At 45.0% G+C, this 16743-nt stretch carries 18 protein-coding genes; 7 read left to right on the plus strand and 11 right to left on the minus strand.

What is annotated here, in order from left to right; genetic code table 11:
* Positions 1–32: 32 nt before the first annotated feature.
* The 3 genes from ACIG3F_RS08895 to ACIG3F_RS08905 are packed head-to-tail and all read right to left on the minus strand — an operon-like array spanning position 33 to position 1490.
* Entirely contained in the window at positions 33–542 is a 510-nt protein-coding gene (locus ACIG3F_RS08895) for a hypothetical protein (RefSeq protein ID WP_396469857.1), read from the minus strand.
* A 5-nt stretch (positions 543–547) separates the two neighbouring features.
* Entirely contained in the window at positions 548–850 is a 303-nt protein-coding gene (locus ACIG3F_RS08900) for a YciI family protein (protein ID WP_243474979.1), read from the minus strand.
* A 28-nt stretch (positions 851–878) separates the two neighbouring features.
* The gene (locus ACIG3F_RS08905) at positions 879–1490 is read right to left on the minus strand and encodes a septation protein IspZ (RefSeq protein WP_396469858.1); all 612 of its coding nucleotides are present in this window, start codon (positions 1488–1490) and stop codon (positions 879–881) included.
* 44 nt (positions 1491–1534) lie between these two features.
* Here ACIG3F_RS08905 and ACIG3F_RS08910 point away from each other — a divergent pair, with 44 nt between their 5' ends.
* Positions 1535–2386 carry a PHP domain-containing protein gene (locus ACIG3F_RS08910; RefSeq protein WP_396469859.1) on the plus strand — a complete coding sequence of 284 codons (852 nt, stop codon included), beginning with the start codon at positions 1535–1537 and terminating at the stop codon, positions 2384–2386.
* An 84-nt stretch (positions 2387–2470) separates the two neighbouring features.
* On the opposite strand, the gene ACIG3F_RS08915 is transcribed toward ACIG3F_RS08910, so the two are convergent.
* The gene (locus ACIG3F_RS08915; protein ID WP_004281608.1) at positions 2471–3382 is read right to left on the minus strand and encodes a bestrophin family protein; all 912 of its coding nucleotides are present in this window, start codon (positions 3380–3382) and stop codon (positions 2471–2473) included.
* A 65-nt stretch (positions 3383–3447) separates the two neighbouring features.
* Entirely contained in the window at positions 3448–4149 is a 702-nt protein-coding gene (gene radC / locus ACIG3F_RS08920; RefSeq protein WP_396469860.1) for a DNA repair protein RadC, read from the minus strand.
* A gap of 113 nt (positions 4150–4262) precedes the next feature.
* Here radC and coaBC point away from each other — a divergent pair, with 113 nt between their 5' ends.
* Both coaBC and ACIG3F_RS08930 read left to right on the plus strand, forming a co-directional pair.
* Positions 4263–5537, plus strand: coding sequence for a bifunctional phosphopantothenoylcysteine decarboxylase/phosphopantothenate--cysteine ligase CoaBC (coaBC, locus tag ACIG3F_RS08925; RefSeq protein ID WP_396469861.1), 1275 nt, complete (start codon positions 4263–4265; stop codon positions 5535–5537).
* Positions 5538–5766: 229 nt separating this feature from the next.
* Positions 5767–6279: a hypothetical protein gene (locus tag ACIG3F_RS08930; protein WP_005252911.1), complete on the plus strand. Its 513-nt coding sequence runs from the start codon at positions 5767–5769 to the stop codon at positions 6277–6279.
* Positions 6280–6329: 50 nt separating this feature from the next.
* On the opposite strand, the gene dusA is transcribed toward ACIG3F_RS08930, so the two are convergent.
* Positions 6330–7355: a tRNA dihydrouridine(20/20a) synthase DusA gene (gene dusA, locus ACIG3F_RS08935; RefSeq protein WP_396469862.1), complete on the minus strand. Its 1026-nt coding sequence runs from the start codon at positions 7353–7355 to the stop codon at positions 6330–6332.
* A 274-nt stretch (positions 7356–7629) separates the two neighbouring features.
* Between dusA and ACIG3F_RS08940 the strand changes: the two genes are divergently transcribed.
* Positions 7630–8274 (plus strand): hypothetical protein, encoded by a 645-nt coding sequence (locus ACIG3F_RS08940; protein ID WP_005248075.1) that lies wholly within the window; start codon positions 7630–7632, stop codon positions 8272–8274.
* Positions 8275–8289: 15 nt separating this feature from the next.
* Here the strand turns inward: ACIG3F_RS08940 and ACIG3F_RS08945 are convergent, their stop codons facing one another.
* A complete protein-coding gene (locus tag ACIG3F_RS08945) occupies positions 8290–9477 on the minus strand; it encodes an MFS transporter (RefSeq protein WP_247144105.1) in 1188 nt (395 codons plus the stop codon).
* A gap of 983 nt (positions 9478–10460) precedes the next feature.
* Here ACIG3F_RS08945 and ACIG3F_RS08950 point away from each other — a divergent pair.
* The 3 genes from ACIG3F_RS08950 to ACIG3F_RS08960 are packed head-to-tail and all read left to right on the plus strand — an operon-like array spanning position 10461 to position 13372.
* Complete coding sequence (locus ACIG3F_RS08950) at positions 10461–11588, plus strand: Re/Si-specific NAD(P)(+) transhydrogenase subunit alpha (RefSeq protein ID WP_396469863.1); 1128 nt, start codon at positions 10461–10463, stop codon at positions 11586–11588.
* 11 nt (positions 11589–11599) lie between these two features.
* Positions 11600–11923: a proton-translocating transhydrogenase family protein gene (locus ACIG3F_RS08955; protein WP_004281642.1), complete on the plus strand. Its 324-nt coding sequence runs from the start codon at positions 11600–11602 to the stop codon at positions 11921–11923.
* A gap of 3 nt (positions 11924–11926) precedes the next feature.
* Positions 11927–13372: an NAD(P)(+) transhydrogenase (Re/Si-specific) subunit beta gene (locus ACIG3F_RS08960; RefSeq protein ID WP_004281643.1), complete on the plus strand. Its 1446-nt coding sequence runs from the start codon at positions 11927–11929 to the stop codon at positions 13370–13372.
* Positions 13373–13641: 269 nt separating this feature from the next.
* On the opposite strand, the gene rsfS is transcribed toward ACIG3F_RS08960, so the two are convergent.
* From rsfS to ACIG3F_RS08980, 4 genes are all read right to left on the minus strand, one after another.
* Entirely contained in the window at positions 13642–14049 is a 408-nt protein-coding gene (gene rsfS / locus ACIG3F_RS08965) for a ribosome silencing factor (RefSeq protein WP_071851619.1), read from the minus strand.
* A gap of 81 nt (positions 14050–14130) precedes the next feature.
* Positions 14131–14919, minus strand: coding sequence for a hydroxypyruvate isomerase family protein (locus ACIG3F_RS08970; RefSeq protein WP_396469864.1), 789 nt, complete (start codon positions 14917–14919; stop codon positions 14131–14133).
* Between the two features lie 39 nt (positions 14920–14958).
* Positions 14959–15828 (minus strand): NAD(P)-dependent oxidoreductase, encoded by an 870-nt coding sequence (locus tag ACIG3F_RS08975; RefSeq protein ID WP_071851621.1) that lies wholly within the window; start codon positions 15826–15828, stop codon positions 14959–14961.
* Between the two features lie 36 nt (positions 15829–15864).
* The gene (locus ACIG3F_RS08980) at positions 15865–16653 is read right to left on the minus strand and encodes a crotonase/enoyl-CoA hydratase family protein (RefSeq protein WP_071851623.1); all 789 of its coding nucleotides are present in this window, start codon (positions 16651–16653) and stop codon (positions 15865–15867) included.
* Positions 16654–16743 lie beyond the last annotated feature (90 nt).

Here is a 16743-nt window from a genome sequence, read left to right on the forward strand (position 1 = left end):
ACAACCTTAAAGATATCGGGAAGGGCTATAGCTTACCATTGACGACGACGTTTGGTATAAACATAGCTCGCGATCAGAAAGCCCAGCAGCACACCTACTGCCAATGTTGCAGCGCCGTAGAGGAACATCTGCGCACTGCGTTCACTTTGCAGCACCTGTACCTGCACCCCAAGATTATCATTCTTGAGCTGTAATTCTTGATTTTGCGATAGTGCTTCCAGATTGGCTTTTTCCAGTTGCTGCAAACGGGTGGCCTGATCTTTGACCAAAGCTTTCACCTTGGCATCTTGCTGGGCTTTGAGCTTGGCGATTTCTTCTGCAGTTAATGGCTTATTCTCGGCAGGTGGCACCGGCTGGGCAGAAGACGCTACAGCGGGAATAATGGCAGGTTTCGGCGTAGACTGTGTTTGGGCAGTCGCCGCTATCCCTTGAGGTTGTGTTGTCTGATTTCCCTGAATGACAGGAGCAGGCGCAACTTCGACTGCCCATACTGGAGAAATCATAAAACATAGGCCAATGATACTGGCAGTAACAACACGCATGAACCTTATCCTTGAGGGAATGCTTTATTGAATGGTTTGATATCGATGTGTTCGTACACACCTTCTTTTAAGAAAGGTTCATCCTGTAGCCATGTATCCAGCGCTTCACGACTGTCAAAGTCGACAATAATAGTACTGCCATAAAAACCGGCCTGTGGATTGGCTGGATCTTTAGGCATGGCACCTGCAACAATCAGGCGGCCTTCAGCATTTAACTGTTCCAGACGTGCAAGGTGTTGTGGACGAATCGCGAGGCGTTTTTCAACTGTACCTTCCCGATCGGTACAGCTAACGACGAATAATGGCATGATGACTCTCAATCGTTTGTGGTTGGACTTATTCAGCGGTTTTAAAGTATTTGCGCAATACAATAAACTGAATGATGATAAAGGAAAACATCACGATCATGTCACCGAATGCGGTAAATTCGCCCCAATATTTTCCATCCATCCACAAATAGGCGAAAAAGGTATGCAGAAATGACATCATTACGAACATGGCAACCCAAGCATAGTTCAGCTTGAACCAGCCTTTTTCGCTTAGATTGAATACCGGACCAAATAACCGCTGGATCAGAGGCTTTTTATCCTTGCTAAACCAAGGGGATAATAAAAAGACCCCGGCAAAGACCAGATTCAGTAAGACTGCTTTTAGACGGATATAAAAATCATCGCTGAGGATCAGGGTGATGCCACCAAAAATCACCGTCATAAACAAGACAATCCATTGCTGCTTGTCCAGACGAAATTTTTGCATGACAAATAACGCACCATAGACGACCAGCATAGAAATAATCAGACCTGTGGTTGCAACAAGAATATTATTATTGTCGACACCCCCCGCAGAACCGATCAATTGCAGCAATTGATGGTCAGTGTCTTTTGGATCTACAGTTTTATATAAATAAAAGAAAATAATGAGTGGCACAAAGTCTAAAAGTGCTTTCATGTTAGAGTATCTAAATCTGATCAAATAAATGTCATAGTATAGAGATGCACGGCGTAGATTTACATACACATAGTAATATTTCTGATGGAACTTTCAGTCCTCAGCAATTGGTCGAAGCGGCTGTGGAAAAACTTGTCCATACTTTGGCCCTGACGGATCATGACACCATGGACGGTTTGGCATTGGCTGAGGAAGCCGCTAAAAATCATGAGATTAAGATTATTTCCGGGGTGGAAATATCCAGCCAGTGGTCACGTCCTGCCACCAAAAAAAACTATGGCGTGCATATTGTCGCGCTAAATATGCAAAATCCTGAGCCTTTACAAAAAGCCCTCAATCAGCAAAAGAAAATCCGGGCTGAACGCTCTAAACAGATTTGTGATCTGCTGGTTCCTTTAATTGGTGAGGATATTTATGCTGATGTACTGGCCAAAGTCGACAATATCCCTGATCGGGTGACACGGACGCATATTGCCAAAACGCTGGTAGAAAAGGAGATTGTGACCCGGCCGCAACAGGCTTTTGATAAATACATCAAGGAAGGCAAGAAAGCCTATTTCAAATTTGATGGTTTAAGTCTTGAAGACACGATTCAGGTGATTCATGAAAGTGGCGGCTTCGCCGTGCTGGCACATCCAACCAAATATGATTTATCTGCGACCAATATTCGCTACCTGATCGAAATCTTTGCCAAGTTCGGTGGAGATGCGGTGGAACTACCCCCGGCAATTGAGCCAAGTTCCACCCGGCAGATGGTGGATCGAATGATTGCTGAACACGCACTAAAAGTTTCGATTGGTAGTGATTTTCATGGCGATCATATGCCCTGGATTAAACTCGGTAATGTCCCGAGTCTTAAACCGGGGCAGGTCGGAATTTGGGAGAGTTTTGTTTAGTCATTCCTTTACCTCGATCTTTTTCATTTGAGAGAAGATTTTCCCTTCGCTACTAATAGCAAAGGGCGAGGAAAGAATTATAAATTATAGCAAATTATGATCTTTGGCCTGAATCGGTGGTGGCGTTGGTTTACCCAACGTTCCTAATAGTTCAATTTCAATGGTACGCACCATCGAGTCCAGAGGCAAGTCGTTGCTTTGAGTACCAAAAGGCTCTTCAATTTCCGAACTTAAAGCATCCAGTCCCAAAAAGGTATAGGCCAAAATTCCGACCAGCAAAGGCGTAAACAGACCAAGCGTTGAACCCAGACTAAAAGGCAAAATAAAACAGAAAAAATAGACGGTGCGGTTGAGCAAGACCGAATAGGCAAAAGGCAAAGGCGTTGTTGCAATCCGGTCACAACCGGTCTGGACAATACTTAGTTCTGCTACATGATTATTCATCTGCATATAGATGATGTCGGAGATTTCACCTTCTTTGAGCGCCTGCATTAACTCCCATTGAATCAGGCTTAAGGTATATTGCGGCGCATTGGCCTGCTGATAGAGTTGGGTCACAGCCTGCTGGCTCATGCCGCTGGTTTCCACCAGTTCCGTCGGATTGGCTGTCTGATGGCGTAGCCGGTCACGGAGGACATTGGCAAAGACAATCACATGCTGAATTACACGTTCACGGCGACCTTGGGACAGCATCCGGCAATCACGGTCAAAATGACGAGAATTGGCAATCAAAATGCCCCAAAGTTTGCGCGCTTCCCACCAGCGGTCATAACAGGCCGAGTTCTTAAATCCGAGAAAGATCGACAGTACCACTCCAATCAGGGTAAAGCCGACCAGGGGTAATTCTGGAAAATGAAAATAACCAATATGTGACAAGCCACCGATGATGGCTGACATCAGCATCACTACGCCTAAAGGTGGCAAAACTTTAGGTAAAATCGTCCCCCGCCAGGAAAACAGCAGTTTAAAAACAGTCGGCTGGTCACGTACGATCATTTATTGGAATCATCACAATTTTTTTCATGATCTTGTGGAGTTGTGCCTGCTTTGTCAAGTGCTATTCAATACTGCATTTCTGGTTTGATGAGTTGCTGCTCAGCAAAGGAAAAACTGCCCTCCAAAGCAATGATGCAATGGTCAATTAAATGGATATCTACCAGCTGGCAGGCCTGTTGAATCTGACGGGTCAACACCAGGTCGGCCTTGGAGGGAGAGGGCCGACCCAGCGGATGATTATGCGCAATGACAATTGAGGTCGCCTGTTGGCTAATAGCATAACGTAGTAATTGATTAATAGAAATATCACATGCATTCACTGAGCCATAAAACAGTTTTTTAAAGGCAATTTTTCTTAAACTGGCATCCAGACACAGCACGGCAAACACTTCCTGAGTTTCACCGAGCAGTTCAAAACGTAAGTAATCTCTCAGCCGTTTAGAGTTAGTAAGTTCCAAGGCATCCTGTTTCAGGTGCTCGGCTATGTAACGCCGTCCGAGTTCTTTGATGGCCATCAGTTGGGTATATTTACTGATGCCCATGCCATGAAACTGGCTGACTTCCTGTAAAGGTGCATCCAGTAGCGCAGTCAAATGACCAAAATGCTGAATCAGCAAGCGTGCCAGATCAACAGCCGAATGTTGCTGGGAACCGGAGCGTAGAAAAATAGCCAGTAGCTCGGCATCGGACAGACTTTCTGCGCCATATTGAATTAAGCGTTCTCGCGGCCGTTCTTGTTCCGGCCAGTTTTTAATAGAAAGTTGCATAGTTATTAGACTTATTTATTATGAATTATCAGTTTTCCCGTAAGCCGATCTCTTGGGAATGCGATTATTTAATGCTATTGTGAGCCCCACTGCAACAGCAAGGTAATCTGTTTGTGAGCTTTGATCTAAGTGTAATTCCTCATAAAAATATCATTTTGGCCGTCACTGGCGGTATTGCTGCCTATAAAAGTGCAATTCTGGTCCGCCGTCTGAAAGATGCCGGATTTGATGTGCGGGTTGTCATGACTCACGGTGCACAGGCTTTTATTACACCTTTAACCTTTCAAGCCTTATCGGGCAATCCCGTACATACCGAATTGCTAGATACTGAAGCAGAAGCCGGTATGGGCCATATCGAGCTGGCACGTTGGGCAGATCTGTTGCTGGTAGCACCGGCCAGTTGTGATACCTTGGCAAAATTTGCCGCAGGTCTGGCGGATGATCTCTTAAGTACTCTCTATCTGGCGACGAAAGCACCCGTCTGGGTGGCGCCTGCCATGAACCAGCAAATGTGGGCGGCGAAAGCAACGCAGCGCAATCTTGCGACACTGATCGAAGATGGTGTGCATGTGATCATGCCGGATGCGGGATCACAGGCTTGTGGTGATGTAGGTTTGGGCCGGATGCCTGAGCCGGAAGATTTAGCGCATCAGGTGACTGAATATTTTCATAAAGCTCAACGTGCGATTGCGGAAAAATTTGGCCTGCTTGCGGGTAAACAGGTCACGATTACCGCAGGTCCGACCCGCGAAGCGATTGATCCGGTGCGTTATATTTCCAATCACAGTACCGGGAAAATGGGCTTTGCACTGGCTGCAGCCTGTTATGCGGCAGGAGCCAATGTGACCCTGATTGCAGGACCGGTCAGTCTGGATACTCCGAATGGCGTAAAACGTAAGAATGTTTCTTCTGCCGTACAAATGCTGAATGAAAGCATGCAGATGCTGGAAAATGGTTGCGATATCTTTATTGCGACAGCTGCAGTAGCCGATTACCGTGTGGCGGAAGTAGCCGAGCATAAAATCAAGAAAGCCGGAGATGAGCTGAATGTCGCCTTGGTGAAAAATCCGGATATTGTTGCCACCATTGCCCAGCAGGAAAAACGTCCATTTATGGTCGGCTTTGCTGCAGAAACCCGCAACATTGAAGAATATGCTGCCGGAAAGCTGGTTGCGAAAAAGCTGGATATGATTGCCTGCAATGATGTTTCACGTGCGGATATTGGTTTTGCTTCGGATGAAAATGCCATGACAGTATTCTTTGCCGAGCATTATCAGCTGGAAAAACGTGATCTGGAAAAAGCCTCCAAGCAGGAGATTGCCCAGCAGTTGATCGAAGCCATTCATGATGCCTTGCATCGTGATCCATCCAGTGATGATGATTTTTAAAACGATCTGTATCGAAAAAACCCTGAATTCATCAGGGTTTTTTATGGCTGATTTTTTATCATTAATTCAAAAAAACTATAGAAACCATAAATATTTAGTCTTAATCGAAGCGCTGTTTGTTTATTGTTTTTGCAAAAAAGCATAAAATGGATCACAGAATAAGCAAAGATAAAAATACTGCATATATCAGCTATAAGCAGGAAGTGGAAAGAAAAAAAGAGGGGGCGCTATGAAAAAAATCATGATGTTATGGATGGTCGCCTGTCTGGCTGGATGCAGTTATTTTGTCTCGATGGATGAACTGGCCAGAAATATTCAAACGCAGATGCAACGTGAATTTAATTCCAATCGAGATTATCAACACTATCGTTTTACCGTGAAAAAAGTCAAAATTGTCCAGCGTCAGGGGAATGAGTTTCAGGCCATTTCTCATTTGAATTATCAGGGGGAGGAATATCCCATTCATGTAAAAGTCTTTAAGGTGGATGGGGGGTATAGCTGGTCGATTGAAGATGATGCCTTTGCTTTTATTGATGAAATTGAAATTGAAAAATATCGTCAGCAACTGGATCGAGAATTACAGCAACTGGCCTCAGCCTTGGATGATCTGGAACCTGTAGATGAACCGAACCAGAATATCTCCGGCTCTCTGATCACACCAGTGGCTGAACCCGCATTACAAGATGTTTCTTATCAGGAAGAGCCGATTCCGGTGGGTAATATCACGGCGTATACACAATAACTCATGCGCAATCGCCATAAAAAAGCACCGATGATCGGTGCTTTTTGTGTTTAGGACTCAACTTGTTGATGTTCACGTACATAATCTTCGGTACGCTGCATCGCTTCCTGAATATTAAAAAGTGCAGTCTCTACATCTTTCAAGGTTTTGGCATTACCACCGCTTAAAGCCTGACGCCATTTACGTGCACCCGGCAAATTCTGGAACAGTCCTAAAATATGACGGGTAATAATGGATAAAGGTGCACCTTCGGCCATGCGCTGCGCAATATAAGGCAGCATCTGTTGCATAATGTCAAAACGGTCTGGTGCATCCAGATTCCATAACTGGCCCAGTTCAGCCAGTAAGTAAGGATTATGATAGGCTTCGCGGCCAATCATCACCCCATCCACATGTTTGAGATGTTCCAGCGTTTCGGCATAGGTTTTAATTCCGCCGTTGATCTCGATGAGCAGATCAGGACGATCCTGTTTTAAACGGTAGACATCTTCATAACGTAGGGGTGGCACGTCGCGGTTTTCTTTAGGTGATAGACCTTTTAATAAGGCAATCCGCGCATGCACGATAAAATTATTGCAGCCGGTTTTGGCCACGGTATCGACAAAATGCAGCATCTCTTCATAAGATTGCATATCATCAATTCCGATCCGGTGTTTTACGGTCACTGGAATATCCACCGCATGACGCATTTCAGCAATACATTCTGCGACTAGATCAGGCTCCGCCATCAGACAGGCACCAATTTTATTATTTTGTACCCGGTCACTTGGGCAACCTACATTTAAATTGACTTCGTTATAGCCCCAGTCCTGCGCCATCTTGGTACAGATTGCCAGATCTTTTGGATTCGAGCCGCCGAGTTGCAAAACGATTGGCTGCTCTTCCGCATTAAAGTCCAAATGACGTTTGGCATCACCATAAATGATCGCACCTGTGGTGACCATTTCAGTGTACATAATCACATTCGGGTTAAACAGACGTGCAAAGAAACGATAATCTTTGGTGGTCCAATCCATCATCGGCGCAACACTGATTCGTGGTTGAAGTTTATTTTCAATGGTGGTCAGATCAGTCATTCAAAATCACGCCTTAACGAAATGGAAGAAAGAAGAAGCAATTCATGCGATCACTCAGCTATTGGTTTTTGGCTTAAACTGGATCGGCTGACGTCGCAAAAAGAGGGCGTAATACTAGCATAAAATCAGAAAAACCACCCGGCGAACTTGAGCTAGCCCGGTAAATCCAGGGAATGAAACAAGAAATAAAATTGGAATTCCCAGTCAGGTTGGAATGGTATATTTTGATAGGAGAAAGATGAAGATAAAAATTTTAGAAATAAGGAGAATAATCATGTTGTTATTGGAGGAAATTTATAAAAGCCATAAAGCACAAAATTCGGCACATTTTAATTTAAGAATTCATCGGGGCTTAGGCTGGTTTAAAAAATCGCTAGATCTGGATCAGGATCTGGATTTTAAGTTTATCAGCCTGTGGATCAGCTTTCAGGCGATTTATGCAGATGAGAGTGATCTAGTTCAAGATCAAAGCAAGCTGCAGCAGTTTCTGGAAACACTCTGCCAAAAGGATCTGGATCAGAAAATTAATCATATTCTTTGGGAAAAATACAGCCAGCCGATCTGCTCACTCTTGGCCAATCCCTATGTGGAACAAAGCTTTTGGGATTATCGTCATCAGAAAATTAGCCTGGAAAGCTGTCAGGTTGACTTGGAAACACAGAAACAGAATATAGAGAATGCTTTAAAAGAACGAAATTCTGTTGAAATTTTAGCTGGAATATTTCAGCGTTTATCTACCTTACACCATCAGATAATGCAGGGTGGCGCCACGTATCACAGCTCGCTGAATTATAAATCATTAGAGGAAAGCTGCCGGATTCTGGCAGCCTTATTGCCGGTTTTTATCTGTATTTTATTGGAAAATTCACAAACTCTTGATCTGAATAAGCCTTATTATCCGGCGGCGCAAGTCAGCTAAATAGAGGTAAAATACTTATGCGGTTGTCTTAGCCTGATGCCATTGATCCAGCAGGGCGAATAGGGTGGCACACAGAGCTAGCCCGAGTCCTGCCAGACAGGTCATGCTCCAGCCACCGTGATGCCAGGCATAAACCCCTAAGGCTGAACCACATGCACCACCAATAAAATACAAGGTCATATACAGTGAATTGACCCGTGATTTGGCATCCGGGCGCAGGCGGAAAATCACGTTCTGGTTACAGCTGTGCGTAATTGCGAGCCCGAGATTTATCAGTCCATAACCGAGAATATAACTGAGCAAGGATACCGCACCAAAGTATAAAAACAGCCAGCTCCCCATCAGGATAGAACAGCCGATCCAGCTCAGTATTTTGATATGGCCACGATCGGCCCATTTACCAATGAACTGCGTAGAAAGTGCGCCAAATACACCGACCAGCGTGACCAGTCCGACCATGACATCAGAAAGCTGAAAAGGTTCCTGTGTCAACAGCAGAGCGATGGTGGAGAACAACATACTCATGGCAGCAAAAGCACACGCACCTGTAAGTGAACGCAAAACCAGTCGTGGTTCCTGCTTGAGTAATATCCCCATAGATTTAAAAATCGCTGTATAGCTGATTCTCAGACGTGGCAGGCTCGGTAGTTTTCCTCTCAAATAAAAACTTAAGGCCAGCATACTTATGCCACTGACGATATAAATCATTTTCCAGTGAAACAGGTCGGAAAGTAATCCAGCAATACTGGTCGAGAGCAGAATGCCAACCAGTAATCCGCTCATCAGGAAGCCCACCACTTCTCCGGTTTTTTCCGGTTTGACCGCCATGGTGGCCAAGGGAATCAGAATCTGTGCAGCTACGGAAAACAGTCCGGCAATGATAGTGCCGACCCAGAGCATTGGCAGATTTACCGCACTGGCACAAATAAATAAACCTGCTGCTGCACCCAACATGAGGAAAGGGATCAGTTTGGTTTTATTCAGCATGTCCCCTAAAGGCACAATAAACAGCAGGCCCAGGGCATAAGAGATTTGAGCAAAAGTGACAGTAAGTGCCACTTGTGATTCAGGTACCTGATAATACTGCTGAATCGATGAAATCAGTGGTTGGCAATAATAGTTCGCACCAGCACATAAACCGCATGCAATCGCCATCAGCCATAATAACGGCTTATTTTGACTAATATCGAGAGGCGTGTGCATAGGGCTAACCTTGTATTCAGACCGGAAGAATTTAAATGAGAAGTGAGAATAATGTTTAAATTGAGGGCACTATAGGCCAGAAGTTCCCGCTTTAAAAGTAGAGAAATATTGCCAGCATTGAAAATTGTCAGAACTCAGGCAGCTTAAAGAAAGAAGTGCAATTTTAAATAGAAAATATGAGTGAATGTTTGCAGAACTTTTCATCTTTTGATGATGGGGTTGCTTCATTAAAGCGCAGCTCGAGGTAGAAACAATAAAAAAGGAGCATTCAGGCTAAAAAAGCGGAATATTTACTCTATTTTGTTGCGCAAATTTGGTGCGAAAATAGGATTCTCCATTTTGAATCAAGTTCAGTACATTAATATAATAAATAGTCCTCCAGCTTTTTTTCTACCCTTTATCTGACTGTTTGAGACCTGAGTCTTATAAAATTTTGGCGATTATTTTTTGTCAGATCTATCAATTTTGTCTGATGAAGATCTGCTCAAAACAAATTCTATCATTTCATAAAATAAGATTTTAACATCTAAAACCAGTGATCTTGCTTGAGTGCCCAATCTGTCAAAAAAGTCAAAGCTAAAAAAACAGCACAGCTAAAGTGCCGCTATCTATAGGGACTAGAGAAATTGAAAATCTACTTCTGAATCAAGAAATACAGCAATCATTGTCAGAATCATCAATGTAACAAAATAAATCAGAAATCTGCGCTTATTTACGCCAGCAAAATCTAGATATTTCGTTCAGCGGAATGAATATCGTTTATGAAAGCATCTAATATGAATAGCCATTGAATTAAATAAATGTGCTATCACAGCATCATTTTTATGAATCATCAGTTCAAAATATAGGTATTTATTAAATAAATAGTAGGTGGTAATTTCAAACAGTTTGATTAGAATCCAAAAATTCAACAAGAACACATCCTGAGGGGAAGCATCGTTTACACGATGTTTACTTAAGAAAAATTAGCTTGAGGAACGCTCATGCAGATCGGAATTCCAGCCGAAACTGTTGTCGGTGAAAATCGCGTCGCTGCGACGCCAGAGACAGTAAAGAAATTGATCAGCGCAGGACATAGCGTGATTATCGAACGTGGTGCAGGGGTTAAAGCTGCCTATATCGATAGTGCCTATGAACAAGTTGGTGCCAAAATTACGGATGATGCCTATACCGGCAGTCAGTTGATTTTAAAAGTTCATGCACCGAAAGGTGATGAAATTCAAAAACTCAACCCGAACACCACTATCGTGGCAATGTTTGATCCTTACCGTAATACTGAGCTTGACCAATTCGCGGCACAAAACGTGTCTGCATTTGCATTGGAACTTTTGCCACGAACCTTGTCTCGTGCGCAGAACATGGATGTCTTGTCTTCTCAAGCCAACCTTGCAGGTTACAAGTCGGTGCTTTTGGCTGCGGCTGAATACCAGCGCATGTTCCCGATGCTGATGACTGCTGCGGGTACGGTTAAACCGGCTCGTGTGGTGGTCATGGGTGTCGGCGTAGCAGGTCTGCAAGCGATTGCAACAGCAAAACGTTTAGGTGCCATCGTTGAAGCCACGGACTTGCGTCCAACTGCCAAAGATCAGGTTGAATCTCTGGGCGGTAAATGGTTAGACGTACCGATGTCTGCTGAAGAGCAGCAAAAAGCTGCAGATGCTGCCAAAAATGGTTATGGCTGGATGCCGGGTGAAGAATACATCCGCGATCAGGCTGCAATTGTTGATAAAGCGGTATCAAATGCTGACATCGTGATTACCACAGCGCTTTTACCGGGCCGTGATGCACCGCGTTTAATCCGTGCTGGAACAGTTGCGAAAATGAAACCGGGTTCAGTGATTCTGGACATGGCAGTAGAATCTGGCGGCAACGTCGAAGGTTCAAAATGTGGCGAAACAGTCCATACCGACAACGGCGTCAAAATTCTCGGCATTCCAAATATTCCATCGACGGTATCGACTGAAGCCTCTGCTTTATACGCTCGTAACGTATTTAACTTCGTGGAAACATTATTTGATGCAGATAAGAATTTTGTCCTGAATCAAGAAGAAGAAATTCAAAAAGCCCTACTTGTCACTCATGGCGGCCAAGTGCTGCTGAAACGTGGTTAAGGAGAAGACTCATGGTTGAAACAATTACGATTTTTGTCCTTGCCATTTTCGTAGGTTACTACGTGGTGTGGGGTGTAACACCAGCATTGCATACGCCGTTGATGGCGGTCACCAATGCCTTGTCATCGATCATTATTGTCGGTGCGATGATTCAGACCGTTGGCCTGCCGGTGATCGGCGTTGAAGGTAGCGTAGATTTCCAGACCATTAATGTGGTGAGCGTGCTTGGTGCAATTGCGGTGTTCCTGGCCAGTATCAATATTTTCGGTGGCTTTGCAGTGACTGCACGTATGCTGGAAATGTTTAAACCTAAGCAAAAGAAAAAAGAGGGTTAATCCATGGAAATGATTCGAGAATATGCGGATTGGTTCTACCTGATTGGTGCCGTTCTTTTTATCCTGACGCTACGTGGTTTATCAGGTCCTAAAACTGCGATTGCCGGTAACCGTTACGGGATGATCGCGATGGCCATTGCGGTCGTGACTACCTTCTTTGTAGCTGAGAATCCGGTGGTCTGGATGATCATTGGCGCAATGGTGCTGGGTGCAATCGTGGGTATTGCCCGTGCACGTACAGTTCCAATGACCCAGATGCCTGAAACTGTAGCGTTGATGCACTCATTGGTAGGTCTGGCTGCGGTTTTGATTGCTGTCGCTGCCATTATTCACAACAACAAACTGATTGAACTTGGTCCAGACCTGTTGGCTGCCAATGGTGTCAATTTCCATGAAATGAGCCGTGTTCATTTATTTGAACTGTTTGTGGGCTGTTTCGTGGGTGCGATTACCTTTACTGCATCAGTCTTTGCTTACGGCAAACTGGCTGCGAAGAAATGGGCAAAAACCATTTCAGGTGCATGGGTGAAACCAGTTCAGGCGATCATCTTTATTGCAATGTTAGGTTTTGGTATTCACTTCTTCCTGACTGGCAATATGACCTCTTTCTGGGCGATGACAGGTCTTGCGCTGGCATTTGGCTGGGTGTGGATTGCACCAGTCGGTGGTGGTGATATGCCAGTGGTGGTATCGTTACTGAACTCATTCTCGGGTTGGGCAGCAGCAGGGATTGGTTTCACCCTGGAAAACAACATGCTGATTGTTGCAGGCTCACTGGTGGGTTCTTCAGGTGCGATTCTGTCTTACATCATGTGTAAAGCGATGAACCGTTCCATCATCAACGTTTTGTTTGGTGGTGCGATGGGTGGTGCAGCTGCGCCGACAGCAGGAGCAGGTGAACAGGTTCAACGTAATCACCGTTCAGGTTCGGCAGATGACGCAGGCTTCCTGATGTCAAATGCAGACAGCGTGGTGATTGTGCCGGGTTATGGTATGGCGCAAGGCCGTGCACAGAATGCGGTAAAAGAACTGGCCAACTTGTTAAAAGAGCAGGGCGTAACGGTTCGTTTTGCGATTCACCCTGTAGCAGGTCGTATGCCGGGTCATATGAACGTACTCCTTGCTGAAGCGGACGTACCGTATGAAGACATCTTGGAAATGGACGAGATCAACTCGGACTTCCCGGCAACAGATGTGGTGCTGGTCATTGGTGCCAACGATGTAGTGAACCCTGCGGCGAAAGATGATCCAACATCACCAATTTATGGCATGCCAATTCTGGAAGCACATAAGGCGCGTACCATCATGGTGATCAAGCGTTCTATGGCAACCGGTTATGCAGGTCTGGACAATGACTTGTTCTATAACGACAAGACCATGATGATCTTCGGTGATGCCAAGAAAGTGGTGGAAGATATGACCAAAGCCATTAATGGTACAGGTCACTAATCATTTAAATCCTTAGAATCCCCCTAAATCCCCCTTTAATAAAGGGGGATTTTTTATTTTATATCTTGGAAAAAGGATGATTGAGTGGTCATCGAACGTCTATGTTGATGATGAATTGATCCTAAAATACCAATCAAATCGGTGCATAAGACAAGATGAAAATTAAAGAAAAATAGCGAACAGATTGAGTGGTATTAACGCTTATAAAGTTGGATGAACAGGCAATAAAAAAGCGACCTACACAGGTCGCTTTTTTGAATATTCAGTTTTTACGCTACAGAGTCAGTATCTGCAGGATTGCGCCATAAGCTTTCTAGGTCATAGAATTTACGCGCTGTTGGAAGCATACAATGAACCACAACATAACCAAGGTCGATAAGGATCCATTCAGCATCACGTTCGCCTTCAATACCAAGAGGGCGGAAGCCAGCTTTACGTGCTTCTTCAGCAACGTTATTGGCCAATGATTTGATATGACGAGTCGATGTACCGCTTGCAATGACCATAGCATCAGCCACATTACTGATACCGCTGACATCAAGCTCAACAATTTCTTTTGCTTTTACATCTTCAAGTGCAGCATGTACGACTTTTAAGCAGTCCTGTACAGCTTGAGAATTTGAATTCATAGTAAGATCGTGAGAATTAGAAGCGCTGGGCGATGGTTCTAAATTCATGGGGTGTGTAATTTCCTAACAATTATGCATGGTCTAATATAGCGGTTTTAGTCCTGAATTTCAAATGAAGCCGCAGTCCACTCAGTCATGCTCCGGAAAGAACTCGGCTTTCCAGCCAAAGGAATCATTGGAATGTCCGCTGGGTCTATACTCGGCAGCGACATAACCTTGATATTGACTATGTTTTAACCACTGAAATATATCATGATATTGAATTGAGCCCGTATTGGGTTGATGCCGTCCCGGACAATCCGCAAACTGGATATGACCAATCGAGGCAATATTTTCTTGCAAAGTTTCCAGTACATCTTCGCCCATCATTGCCATGTGGTAACAGTCGTACTGCATTTTTAAGGCCGGATGATGTACCGCTTCCAGCATTTCCTGTGCTTGAGCAACATTTTGAATCAAAAAACGTGGCATATCGGTGCCATTGATCATTTCAAAGACCGGTTCAATTTGATGTTCAAGCAGCATTGAACAGGCCATTTTCAGGTTACTCGCCAGCGTATTCAGGCAGGGTAAAAGATCACAGTCAAGGGGTTGTTTTCCTGCCAGAATGTTCACCCGGGGTACATTCAACGCCGTGGCATACTGGATGGCCTGCTCAACAGCATGACGAAACTCAATTTCCTGTCCTGGAATGCCGGCCAGACCATGACCGCCCTGCATCAAATCGCCTGCTGGCACATTAATCAGGCACAAGTTCAGCTGATGCGTGCTGAGCTGGTTTTGAATCTGGCCAATTGTGAGCTCATAAGGAAACTGGATTTCCACATGATTAAAGCCCTGTGCATGAGCCAGCGCGAAGCGTTCGATCAGCGGCACTTCGGTAAAAATCATCGACAGGTTGACGGCAAGTTTAATCATGTATGTCTCTTCAATATTCAGGGCTGCATCAATCAAGCGTTATGAATGTTTTAGTTGCTGGATTACAGTAGCCAGATCTGCTTCGGCAAAGCCTTGAGCCTGATGGGCCTGTAACTGTGATAATGCCTGAGTCGCGACTGGAACATCCAGATCAAAGTTTTGTGCCAGTTGCACGGCATTATTCAGATCCTTGGATAAAGTCTGCACTTTCCATTGCACCGGTACAAAAGTCTGGGTGGCCATACGCGGAGCCAGAATCTGAAAAGGCTTGGAGTCGGCAAAACCACCTGCCAACGCTGGCGCCAGTAAGCGTGTATCTACCCCGGCAAGGCCAGCTAGGGCTACGGCTTCTGCAATCAGGGTACTATTTGCCGCGACAATCAGCTGATTACAGATTTTGGTCGCCTGACCGGTACCCGTATCCCCCATACGGGTGACACGCTGGGAAAGTACTGCATAGATCGGATTAAGATTTTCAATCGTCGTGGCATCACCACCCGCAAAAATCACCAGACTGCCTTGTTCGGCTCCAACTGTACCGCCTGAAACCGGAGAGTCAATCCAGGTTACTTTCTTAGCCTGTGCTTGTGCAGCAAGTATTTGGGTTTGCTGTACTGAAAGGCTGGAGAAATCTACAATCACTTGCTCTGCAACCAAATACGGTTCGATCTGAGCAAAAACAGATTGCACTGCATGATCATCTGCCAAGCAGCTGAGAATGACCGGATAATTGGCAATCTGGTCTAAAGACAGCGCAGTCGCGCCCTGATCCAGCAAGGGCTCACAGGCTGCTGGTGTGCGATTCCAGACCGCTACCTGAAAACCTGCCTGAAGCAGACGTGTGGCCATACGAGTGCCCATCAGCCCCATCCCTAAGAAGGCAATTTTAGTATCAAGATTCAACTGCATGCTTTGGTTTATTCCTTTCCTGGATTCAGACTTGGTTTATTTGTACTGGCGTGGCACAAACTGAATATCTGGGTTTTTGTCTTTTTTACGAGCCAATTGACTATTTTTACCCAGTAATAATTTCAGCTGCCAGATTTTTTCCATACGCAGGGATTTATTTGGATGATGCTGCATGGCATCTAGTACAAATTTAGAGGCCATCAGCGCATCTGGAGAGCGTTGCAGCATTTCTTCAGCCAAGGCTTGTGCTCTAGCTAAAGGTTGTTGATCGACATGGGTGATCAGACCGATTTCTTTGGCATATTCACCATCAAAAATCCGGGCAGTTAAGGTCAGTTCTTTGGCCAGATCAATCCCAATCAGGCCTTTCAGTGAACGGCTGAGTCCCATGTCTGGCACCAGTCCCCAACGAGTTTCCATAATCGACATTTTGGTGTCAGGATGGGCAATGCGGATATCTGCGGCCAGAGCAAGCTGCATCCCGGCACCAAAACAGAAGCCCTCCATTGCGGCAATCACCGGAACTGGTAATTCTTGCCAGACCAGAAATGCTTTTTGAAATAAGCTTTGACCAGGACGAATCAGTTCCCATGCGGCATAAGCACGATTTTTAGGATTATTTAAATCTGCCAGATCAATACCGGCACTAAAGACCTGGGCCTCGCCAGTTAAAATCACACAACGGATGCTTTTATCTTTTTTGATTTTCTGTGCAGTCGCGACCAGTTCGCGCAGCAGGGCAAAGCTCATGGCATTGCGTTTATCCGGACGATTCAGTGTAACAGTGGCAATGCCGTTATTTTTTTCCAAGCGCACGAGTGACATGGCATTCTTCCTTACTTTTCCTGGCTTGAGCATAGCATGCAGCCTTTAGGCTTGCATGACAGCTCAGTCACACTTCTTAAGTCATGGACT

The organism is Acinetobacter sp. NPDC052428, from assembly GCF_044547685.1.
Lineage (GTDB): Bacteria > Pseudomonadota > Gammaproteobacteria > Pseudomonadales > Moraxellaceae > Acinetobacter > Acinetobacter lwoffii_G.

Excerpts from the sequence above, each read along its gene's own strand:
- ACIG3F_RS08955 (WP_004281642.1), top strand. The coding sequence starts at position 11,600 with ATGGTTGAAACAATTACGATTTTTGTCCTTGCCATTTTCGTAGGTTAC.
- ACIG3F_RS08950 (WP_396469863.1), top strand. The coding sequence starts at position 10,461 with ATGCAGATCGGAATTCCAGCCGAAACTGTTGTCGGTGAAAATCGCGTC.
- ACIG3F_RS08900 (WP_243474979.1), bottom strand. The coding sequence starts at position 850 with ATGCCATTATTCGTCGTTAGCTGTACCGATCGGGAAGGTACAGTTGAA.
- ACIG3F_RS08975 (WP_071851621.1), bottom strand. The coding sequence starts at position 15,828 with ATGCAGTTGAATCTTGATACTAAAATTGCCTTCTTAGGGATGGGGCTG.
- radC (WP_396469860.1), bottom strand. The coding sequence starts at position 4,149 with ATGCAACTTTCTATTAAAAACTGGCCGGAACAAGAACGGCCGCGAGAA.
- ACIG3F_RS08940 (WP_005248075.1), top strand. The coding sequence starts at position 7,630 with ATGTTGTTATTGGAGGAAATTTATAAAAGCCATAAAGCACAAAATTCG.
- ACIG3F_RS08980 (WP_071851623.1), bottom strand. The coding sequence starts at position 16,653 with ATGTCACTCGTGCGCTTGGAAAAAAATAACGGCATTGCCACTGTTACA.
- ACIG3F_RS08930 (WP_005252911.1), top strand. The coding sequence starts at position 5,767 with ATGAAAAAAATCATGATGTTATGGATGGTCGCCTGTCTGGCTGGATGC.
- ACIG3F_RS08970 (WP_396469864.1), bottom strand. The coding sequence starts at position 14,919 with ATGATTAAACTTGCCGTCAACCTGTCGATGATTTTTACCGAAGTGCCG.
- ACIG3F_RS08895 (WP_396469857.1), bottom strand. The coding sequence starts at position 542 with ATGCGTGTTGTTACTGCCAGTATCATTGGCCTATGTTTTATGATTTCT.
- dusA (WP_396469862.1), bottom strand. The coding sequence starts at position 7,355 with ATGACTGATCTGACCACCATTGAAAATAAACTTCAACCACGAATCAGT.
- ACIG3F_RS08905 (WP_396469858.1), bottom strand. The coding sequence starts at position 1,490 with ATGAAAGCACTTTTAGACTTTGTGCCACTCATTATTTTCTTTTATTTA.
- ACIG3F_RS08960 (WP_004281643.1), top strand. The coding sequence starts at position 11,927 with ATGGAAATGATTCGAGAATATGCGGATTGGTTCTACCTGATTGGTGCC.
- ACIG3F_RS08915 (WP_004281608.1), bottom strand. The coding sequence starts at position 3,382 with ATGATCGTACGTGACCAGCCGACTGTTTTTAAACTGCTGTTTTCCTGG.
- rsfS (WP_071851619.1), bottom strand. The coding sequence starts at position 14,049 with ATGAATTTAGAACCATCGCCCAGCGCTTCTAATTCTCACGATCTTACT.
- ACIG3F_RS08945 (WP_247144105.1), bottom strand. The coding sequence starts at position 9,477 with ATGCACACGCCTCTCGATATTAGTCAAAATAAGCCGTTATTATGGCTG.
- ACIG3F_RS08910 (WP_396469859.1), top strand. The coding sequence starts at position 1,535 with ATGCACGGCGTAGATTTACATACACATAGTAATATTTCTGATGGAACT.